9 protein-coding genes are annotated in these 8,967 nt (G+C 45.2%); 6 read left to right on the forward strand and 3 right to left on the reverse strand.

The window, feature by feature from the left end; translation table 11 throughout:
- Window positions 1-117: 117 nt before the first annotated feature.
- Window positions 118-495 (reverse strand): hypothetical protein, encoded by a 378-nt coding sequence (locus OQJ86_RS25520; protein ID WP_265991991.1) that lies wholly within the window; start codon window positions 493-495, stop codon window positions 118-120.
- 4 nt (window positions 496-499) lie between these two features.
- Window positions 500-808, reverse strand: coding sequence for a monooxygenase (locus OQJ86_RS25525; RefSeq protein ID WP_265991993.1), 309 nt, complete (start codon window positions 806-808; stop codon window positions 500-502).
- A gap of 109 nt (window positions 809-917) precedes the next feature.
- On the opposite strand from OQJ86_RS25525, the gene OQJ86_RS25530 reads away from it, so the two are divergent.
- Together OQJ86_RS25530 and OQJ86_RS25535 are read left to right on the forward strand one after the other, a co-directional pair.
- A complete protein-coding gene (locus OQJ86_RS25530; protein ID WP_038869000.1) occupies window positions 918-1,808 on the forward strand; it encodes a LysR family transcriptional regulator in 891 nt (296 codons plus the stop codon).
- Between the two features lie 231 nt (window positions 1,809-2,039).
- Complete coding sequence (locus OQJ86_RS25535) at window positions 2,040-3,311, forward strand: DUF1835 domain-containing protein (protein WP_265991996.1); 1,272 nt, start codon at window positions 2,040-2,042, stop codon at window positions 3,309-3,311.
- A gap of 9 nt (window positions 3,312-3,320) precedes the next feature.
- On the opposite strand, the gene OQJ86_RS25540 is transcribed toward OQJ86_RS25535, so the two are convergent.
- Window positions 3,321-3,917, reverse strand: a complete 597-nt coding sequence (locus tag OQJ86_RS25540; protein ID WP_265991998.1) for a TetR/AcrR family transcriptional regulator — start codon at window positions 3,915-3,917, stop codon at window positions 3,321-3,323.
- A gap of 280 nt (window positions 3,918-4,197) precedes the next feature.
- On the opposite strand from OQJ86_RS25540, the gene OQJ86_RS25545 reads away from it, so the two are divergent.
- From OQJ86_RS25545 to OQJ86_RS25560, 4 genes are all read left to right on the forward strand, one after another.
- Window positions 4,198-5,004, forward strand: a complete 807-nt coding sequence (locus OQJ86_RS25545) for a TonB-dependent receptor (protein WP_265992000.1) — start codon at window positions 4,198-4,200, stop codon at window positions 5,002-5,004.
- A 12-nt stretch (window positions 5,005-5,016) separates the two neighbouring features.
- Complete coding sequence (locus OQJ86_RS25550; RefSeq protein ID WP_265992002.1) at window positions 5,017-6,141, forward strand: BamA/TamA family outer membrane protein; 1,125 nt, start codon at window positions 5,017-5,019, stop codon at window positions 6,139-6,141.
- 9 nt (window positions 6,142-6,150) lie between these two features.
- Window positions 6,151-7,218 (forward strand): DUF4056 domain-containing protein, encoded by a 1,068-nt coding sequence (locus OQJ86_RS25555; RefSeq protein WP_104028187.1) that lies wholly within the window; start codon window positions 6,151-6,153, stop codon window positions 7,216-7,218.
- Window positions 7,219-7,535: 317 nt separating this feature from the next.
- Entirely contained in the window at window positions 7,536-8,840 is a 1,305-nt protein-coding gene (locus tag OQJ86_RS25560) for a dicarboxylate/amino acid:cation symporter (RefSeq protein WP_038868990.1), read from the forward strand.
- Window positions 8,841-8,967: the final 127 nt, after the last annotated feature.

Here is an 8,967-nt window from a genome sequence, read left to right on the forward strand (position 1 = left end):
ATGGTTCACCTCGTTCTGAGAGCCTACTCTAAGCGTAGGGCTTGAGAGTGAGGCGGACCATATAATTAGCCCCGCTATTATCGCGGGGCTTCTTTATTTACGGCGCAGTAGCCGTTTTTATTCTGATTGTTTCTTCCATTGAATAAAAGTAAGCACACTCAGTAATAAGAAGAAAGCAGGGTCACTCCAACCAAAGCCGACAAATACACCGGTAATGCCAGCATAAGTGGTGATCACAACGCCTAAGAGATTAGTGGTCAACAGCGCTTTGAACAGTTGCTTGGCTGTAGTGCTAGGTTCCACATCACGTAACATCAAACTGACCGCAGCAATCCCACCTAAAAAGATCGACGTATGCTGCGATAAAAACAGCGCATATTGGTCGTTAATTTGTACGCCATACATCGGCCACATCATGGTCGGAACAAAAAACAGCGCAAAAGCAAATAACATATAAATGACACCATGAACGGTTAGAAAAGTGCGGTTAGTCATAATGTTACTCTCCAATTGGACCTTGGTTGATGATGCTCAGCGGCGTATTGATATCAAATATCTGGCCTCTTACTTCTTCTACACCCATCTGTTTCAAACGAGCAGTGTGCATTTCGAGATAAGCTTGCGCCGTGGCTTCATCTTCAAAAAGATAGATACCACCACCGAGTTTGTCTTTTTCGCTTTCCGTCCAGATTTTCCAAATCATGCCCGGCTCTTGGTTAATTGATTTCGCTAAATCGATCAGAACATTCGACATATCTTCACCAAATGGGCCATGAAATTCAAAATCAACTTGCAGTAATTTCGCCATCTTGAGTCTCCTCTTATTATTGACTCGCTTTCGATGAAAAGATTATTGCCTTTATAAAACTGACAAAAAAGTTCATAATTTTGCCATCACCTGTCGAAAAAACTGACCAATGAGACTCAAAACAACCCTAGAGCAATGGCAAACACTACAAGCAATTGAACAGGCAGGAAGTATTCAATCAGCCGCAGTAACGCTCAATAAAAGCCATACCACGCTTATCTATTCGGTGAAAAAGCTCGAAGAGCAGCTCGGCATTAAGTTGATAGAAGTGAAAGGCCGAAAAGCAGGGCTAACCGAACACGGTAAAACCATGCTTCGACGGGCTCAGTCAATGCTTGAGCAGGCTCGTGAACTTGAAATGATCAGTGAACAACTAAATAGCGGTGTAGAGTCGCAAATTACGGTAGCTATCGATCACCTGTGCGATCCAAGTTGGCTCTATACTCCACTTAGCGAATTTCTCACACAAAACAACACAACTTCAGTTCAAGTAGTAGAAACCTCTCTGAGTAAAACCACAGACATGGTAGTGAATGAATTAGCAGACATCGCGATCATCAACCTTCCCATTACTAACTACCCAGCAGAAGCGTTCGGTACGACCACGATGGTGCCAGTGATTTCGGCACATCATCCGCTTGCGCGAAAACCACAAGTGTCACTGGCAGACTTTGCGACCACCAGCCAGATTGTAGTGCGTGATCTAGGAGACTCTGATAAAGCGAAGCAAAATGTGGGCTGGCTGAGAGCGCGCCAGCGAATTACTGTCGATAATTTTGACCACGCTTTCAGAGCCGTAGAACAAAGTGTCGGGTTTTGTCGGTTACCTCAACATCTGGTCGAATATCGTCAGAACAACAAAATCAAAGTATTAGAATTAGAACACTCCAATCAGTATCAAGTGGCTTTGCACCTTACATTACCTAAAGGTGCGAAAAGTGGCCCCGCTGCCCTTGCGCTATACCAAGCTTTGCTAAAAAGCGCCGAATACCGAGCTTAATCCTCTTGACTCCAATCTTTTATTTTGTGACACCATTCTCTCGCAACGTATTGCATGACAAAGCTTGAGCACCTAATATCAGGGTGCTCAAGCCTAAAGCGCCCAACACTCGCGGAAAGAACTCAGTTCATGGCAATTCAACTTCCCTGCTCTCATTAGCAGGAACAATTTGTTTTTACCTTCTTTATAGCTTCTGTTAAGGCGAGTGTGGAAGAATAAGAAAGGTGAAAAATGCAATCTCACAACAGCTTCTCAATTAATCTAAACCAGCAAAAATCCGTGGCAAAAAAACGCTTGAAAGCGATCCGCCAAAATAATGAAGATACCTTAAAGCTGGTTAAGCAGTTTCATACTCAGCCAGAAAAGCTCACGCCAGAATCAGTCAAACTTTCGGATGTGCAACACGCCTTAGCAAGAGAGCTTGGTTTACCTAGTTGGAGCAAGTTAAAAGCGCACGTGGAAAAGCTCGAATTCCATAAACGTGCCATTGATAATCAAGAAAAGCCACTCGATGCCGAGTTGACAACGCTGCATGTACGCTGCGGTCATGACATTCAGCAGCAACTAAAGACATGCGGTTTCGAAGGTGACTTCTTGCCCATGATTGATCCGTTGTGTATTGGTCCAATTCCCGATGATGACAACACGTTTCTTGCCCTAAGAGCACAATACGTTGTGGACCGATTGCTGCCTGTTATGGGGAGAAAAGACTCGGTGCAAGAGGTAGCGCAGTTTGAGCAAGACAATATCCATACCCTGCTCGACGTGCAGTATGAACGTATAGTTTTTTGGGTTGAACATGATGCCTACGATCAATTCATGCTACTTCGAGGGCTCTCTCTGCTAGAGGAAACCGAAGGCAAAATCATTGAGATCATCGAATTCAATCAGTTTCCGGGAACCGAGCGCTTTATTGGGTTTGGGCAACTGCCCGCAGAAGCCATTCGCTCTTGCTGGCAACACCGAAAACCTGTCTCTGCAAAACTATTAAGTCAAACCGCGCGGTGTTGGCAAGCGTTAACATCCCCCATGCCGGATTCACTTTTGAATTTAATCAAACATCACGAGTTAGATTGCATGCCAAACATCAAAACTGTATTAAAACGGCACCTTCAAGAATTGCCTCATTCAAGTTCAGGGTTGAGCCTCACACAAAGATTGGCATTGGAAACATTAACTAAGCACAGCGCCCCAATTACGGTCAAAGATTGGTTTCAGCAGTACCTCGCAAAGGAACCACTACCAACCTTGGGTGATGTGATGTTTTACGCTTTGCTATTACCACTCTCCCAATACGAAGAACCGCTGTTTACGATAAGTGAACTCGAGAAAAACTGGTGGGAACATCAAGTTAGTTTAAGTAAACAAGGTCAAGCATGCTTGAATGGCAAATGCCGAACCACACAAAGTTACTGGGTTGGAGGCATCCACAATCAAAGGCAAGACTTCTGGACATGGGATCACGAGCAGCTGCCTACATTGCGTCGCTTAACCACAAATTAGAGAAAAGAGTTAACAACAATAACCATTGAAAAACAGCGTCAGGATTGCTTCAACTTTTTCCTTGCGCTGTTCTTCATTTGGTACAGCTTGATTCGCCACAAGTTGTGGCCACAAAAAGTTGCCCTTGAGCAAACACATCAGCATGTTACTCATCATTGCAGGATCAAGAGGTTTGAATTTTCCGTCTGCAATCGCCTCAGCAAACCAAGCTTGGAGAAGTTCATCTTGACGTTGAAGTTGATGAAGGTAGTTTTCGGCTAAATCCGGTGTACGCATAAACTCACTGATCACCATTTTAGCCAAAGGCAAACCAAAGTCTTCGTACATAGAATCCAGCTTAGAATACAAATAGTCACGAAGCTGAGATTCTATATCCACATCTTGTCTGTATGTGAGTTGCAAACGCGCTCTTTGTGTTTCAAGCACCGATTGGATCGACTCAATAAACAACACATCCTTACTTTCAAAATGGCGATATAAGGTTCGCTTTGATGTTGCTGCTCGCTCACACACTCTGTCCATATTCGCACTGCTATAACCGTGTTCAATGAACTCTTGTTGAGCTGCTTCAATCAGCGCTAAGCGTTTCTTTTCTGAAAGTTTCATGGTCCTAGATTCACCAACCTCATGTAAGTGGATGCAGAGTATAGCGCACAACAATCAAAAGTATACTTTGAAGTTTACTTTCTTAATTTTAGGAGTAAGATGCGCTCGCCGACGTTAAGATTCCACGAAAATACCAAACAATAATCACTCTTAACTCACGCTGTGGCGCTTCGTCCTTCTGATGAAGCTGTGATTTTTCCGTGACACAAACTCCAGAGTCGATGCCCTTATTACAAGACCCCTGGTGTTGTTGTGATCGTCACGTTTAATGAAGTTACTTATGAAATTACGCTCCTTGCTTGTTGCCGCTTCCTGTCTATTCACTGGCGTGGCGAATGCTGACTCGATCTCACTGCCAATCTGGAAAGATAAAGCAGAAGCACTTGGCTATGACTTACCAAAACCCTTTGGCTTAAACCTAAGCTATATGAGTATGGAACAAGGCATCAATGTCGATTCTATTGCTCTAAGCGGACTGCATGGCTTAGAGAAAATGCTCAACATGGAAGCTGGCGCAGGCAAACAAGCCAGCGATGTGGTGACGTTGCGCGGTGATGTTTGGCTGCTTCCATTCCTAAATGTGTATGGGTTGGTGGGTACACTGGATGGCTATTCAGAGAGCAACGTAAAAGTCAGTGTCCTTGGCCAAAAAATTGGTGAATTTCCATTCCGCCTAGACCTCGAAGGGTACACCTACGGTGGTGGTTTTGTTCTTGCTGGCGGCTACGACCAACTATTTGCCCTTGTTGACGCAAGCTACACCCAAACAAATCTCAATGTGATCGACGGTGCAATTGACGCGATCGTCGTCTCTCCTCGTGTTGGCTTCGACTTCCACAAAAATGGAGTACCAGTTCGACTTTGGGTTGGTGCGATGTACCAAAACGTAGAACAAGAACTTTCAGGTACGTTGAAACAAGCCGGTATCAACCTCTCTGGTCGCTTCGACGTTAAACAGCATTTGGAGTCCGAATGGAACACCATCGCAGGCATGCAATACCAAATCAATGACGATTGGTACCTTTTAGGTGAAGCCGGCTTTGGTGATCGTGAAAGCATCTTCTTCTCTATAGATCGTCGTTTCTAAGGTAAAGAGAAGATGAAAGCTTCTTATTCCCTTGCAATTGCAGCACTGTTTTGCACACCACATGTTTTTGCTATGCAGCAAGATGAGAGCAGCTTGATGGATGACATCCTAACTAAGCTGGGTTCGAGCGAAACGGTGGATGAATCGAAGTTAATCGATTGGGGTGTATTACCGGGTCCATTCGTCAACCCAGAGCAAGGCTTCGGAATCGGCGTAGCCGCCGTTGGGTTGTACACACCATACGACTGGCAACAAGGCGATCCTTATTCAACCGTCACTGTCACTTCTTACGGTTCAACCTCAGGCTCTTATGGCTTGGGCTTGAACAATCGCACTTATCTAAACAGTGACAAAGTCCGCTTACTTGGTGAGGCGTGGATCAGCCATACGCCCGGTTACTACTGGGGTATTGGCAGCCAAGCGGCTGAAAATGATCGCAACAAAGTTCAGTACGAAGGACAACGCTTGCAACTGAGTCCCAAAATTGCAGTAGAAGTCGCACCCAATACCTACGCGAAATTGGGCTGGCAATGGCAATCATTTAATAATGTTGATGGCGTGGATGGTGACATCCTACCTTCCGAAGTCACAGACGCCACCAGCAGTGGCGTATTAGTCGGAATGGAATACGATACTCGCGATTTCGAACCTAATCCCATGAAAGGGCAATTTCTCGATATCGAATGGGTTGCGAACAGAGATTCACTGGGCAGTGATGAAGACTACGACAATCTTATTGCCAACTACCGCCTTTACCAACAATGGTCTGACACGACGATTGTTGCGATGGAGGTATATTCACAATCTATTTTCGGTGATGCGCCTTGGTTCGATTACGCCCAACTGGGTGATGATCAACGCATGCGTGGGTACTACCAAGGGCAGTATCGCGACAAACATCAGCTTTCGACACAAGTAGAAATTCGCCACACCATTTCTGGTCGTCACGGTGTGGTCGGTTGGTTAGGTGCAGGTAACATTGCGCCAACCTACCACGATTTGTTTGCCAGCAGCTGGCTACCAACCGTCGGCGTTGGCTATCGATTCGCCTTTAAAGCACGCATTAATGTCCGTGTCGACCTTGGTATAGGTAAAGACAGCACCGGTTTTTATTTCCAAATCAATGAAGCATTCTAGGAGTATGGTTTGAAGAAAGCAGCACTATTACTACTTAGCCTTTGTAGCGGGTTCGTCCAAGCACAAGCACTGAAAGCGCCCGTGGGCGTCAGGCCATGTTGCGCATTCGGAGTCGATCTCAAAGCTGAGTTAGGAAGCGTGCCAGTACCCTTCTTCTCCTTAGAAAATGTATTGTCTAGCAACGAAGTGGGTACTCACCACTACAATGACGGCAGTGAGTCTGTACCCGGCAGTCTGCTTGGATTAAATGAAGAAGCCAATGGTCTGATTTTTACCGAATTAGGCGGCTTTATTGATACGGCACACGTGCGGGACACCTCAGATTACACCTACTATCTGTTTCAGTTAAATCGACACTATTTAGGCAGAGCAGCACACTTAGATCTGCCTGAAGAATTGCGTGTTCGACGTATTCGTTGGTACGAGCATAAAAACAAACTCAGCGAGCAAGAAAACATCGAACGCAGCGCTCAAGCTGCAGCACTGACTGCTTTTCGTCTCGCACAATGGCATGAAATCGCTCAATGGTTTGGCATGGTATCGGTGAGTGGCTTTAAAGAGCTGGCCTCTGCGTTTTCCTCTGAAGATCTTTACTCGAATATGCTTGGTGCAAACCTAGCAAAACAGGTACTGCTCAGTAACCCAGATCTAACACCTAAAAGTTTTTCAAAAGCCATGGACAGCGCTTTCCAACAAGCATTAAAGGATCTGCAAGCACAACCTAAATCCGTGACAAAAGCAAAGATTCAACAACTAGACGGAGTATGGTGGGATAGTTCAAAACGCTTGCCAGATAAATGGGTAGTGAGATTCCGCGACTACCATATGGCGCTACAACTAACACCCAATTACTCCGGTGCGAACCATGAGCTTTCATTAGATGCTTACTTTGCCGATCGACAACCCATCGATCAGTGGATGAGCGTCGAACTAATAGCAAAAGACAAGGAAAAAGCATTTTCGTCATTGCCTAGCGCGCTAAAGTCACGCTCCACTTGGTCTCCAGCCGACTACCAAGCATTGTCGAACTTCGCTCAAAGCGTTGATGAAAAAACTCGCCCACCGTTAAAGCAATAACCTGGAAGTAAGATGAATAAATGATGCTTAGTTATGCACTGAGCATCAAAAGCCTCACTTTTATGCATACTGTTTTCTACTAACTGAGAATGTAAGAAATCATTTCTATCAGTTGTATATTCGATAAATTTGTTAAATTGAAAACTTTTTAACCATTCAATTCGCTACTGGTTAGTTAAAATTCTATTTTTTAGAGTGACTAACTTCACATCTATTAACCATTCAGACGATTATTCTTTCGTATTTTCGCACTCCACTGCTAATCTGCTCGCCGCCTTGAAGTGAACTTAAGGTGCATAACTATAAGGAGTGTTCTCATGAATACCAAGAAACCGATGTCGCTCACCAGCCGCGTAATTTTGGGTATGGTAGCGGGTATCTTGACAGGATTTGCAATTCGCACACTTTTCGCCGACAACGGATTTGTCGACGCATACATTGTTAATGGATTATTCGAAGTTGGTGGACAGATCTTCGTTGCCAGCTTAAAAATGCTTGTCGTACCGCTAGTATTTGTTTCGCTAGTTTGTGGTACCAGCTCCCTAAAAGACCTATCAACATTGGGTCGCATGGGTGGTAAAACCCTTGCTTTCTACGTAGCAACAACCGCTATCGCAATCACACTTGCTTTAACCATGGGTACGCTATTCCAGCCAGGCGCTGGTGCAGACCTAACCGCAGCAAGTTCATTCAAATCAGCAGAAGCGCCATCTTTGGGTCAAGTGATCATTGATATGTTCCCGACTAACCCAATCAGCGCGATGGCAGAAGGTAAAACCCTGCAAGTTATCGTGTTTGCCGTACTATTCGGTATCGCGATCAGTGCAGCGGGTAAGCCAGGCGAGCGTATTGCCGCTTTCTTCTCTGATCTGAATGAAGTCATCATGAAATTGGTTGCGATTTTGATGAACCTAGCGCCTTACGGTGTGTTCTTCCTAATGGCGAAGCTGTTTACCGGTCTTGGTCTAAGCGCAATCTTCAACCTTGCTGAATACTTTGTTGTACTAGCAGGTACGTTATTGCTGCACGGCCTTGTAACTTACAGCTTGATGCTAAAAGGCTTCACGGGTCTAAACCCAATTACGTTCCTACGTAAGATGGAAGACGCGATCATGTTTGCTTTCTCGACAGCATCATCGAATGCGACGATTCCAGTGACAATGGAAACGGCTAAGCACCGCATGGGTGTTGAGAACCGCGTATCATCGTTCACAGTACCGCTGGGTGCAACCGTGAACATGGATGGTACGGCGATCATGCAAGGTGTGGCGACAGCGTTCATCGCACAGGCATTCAATATCGACCTAACTATGGGCGACTACCTAATGGTTATCATGACGGCAACATTGGCGTCGATCGGTACCGCAGGTGTTCCTGGTGTTGGTCTAGTAATGCTAGCAATGGTATTGAACCAAGTAGGTCTACCACTAGAAGGTATTGCACTTATCATGGGTGTTGACCGTCTACTTGATATGATTCGTACCGCAGTAAACATCACCGGTGACAGTGCAGTGACTATCATTGTTGCTAAATCGGAAGGCGCATTGGATGAAGCTCGCTTCAACGATCCAAAAGCTGGGGTCGAAGAAGAAGAAGTACATCTAAAACGCGCGGAAGCTTAATTCCTTCCAAGCTAAATTATCCTGTCTAAATGAAAGCCCCGATGGAAACATCGGGGCTAATTATATGGTCCGCCTCACTCTCAAGCCCTACGCTTAGAGTAGGCTCTCAGAACGAGGTGAACCATAT

Source organism: Vibrio sp. Sgm 5 (assembly GCF_026241575.1).
Classification (GTDB): domain Bacteria; phylum Pseudomonadota; class Gammaproteobacteria; order Enterobacterales; family Vibrionaceae; genus Vibrio; species Vibrio jasicida.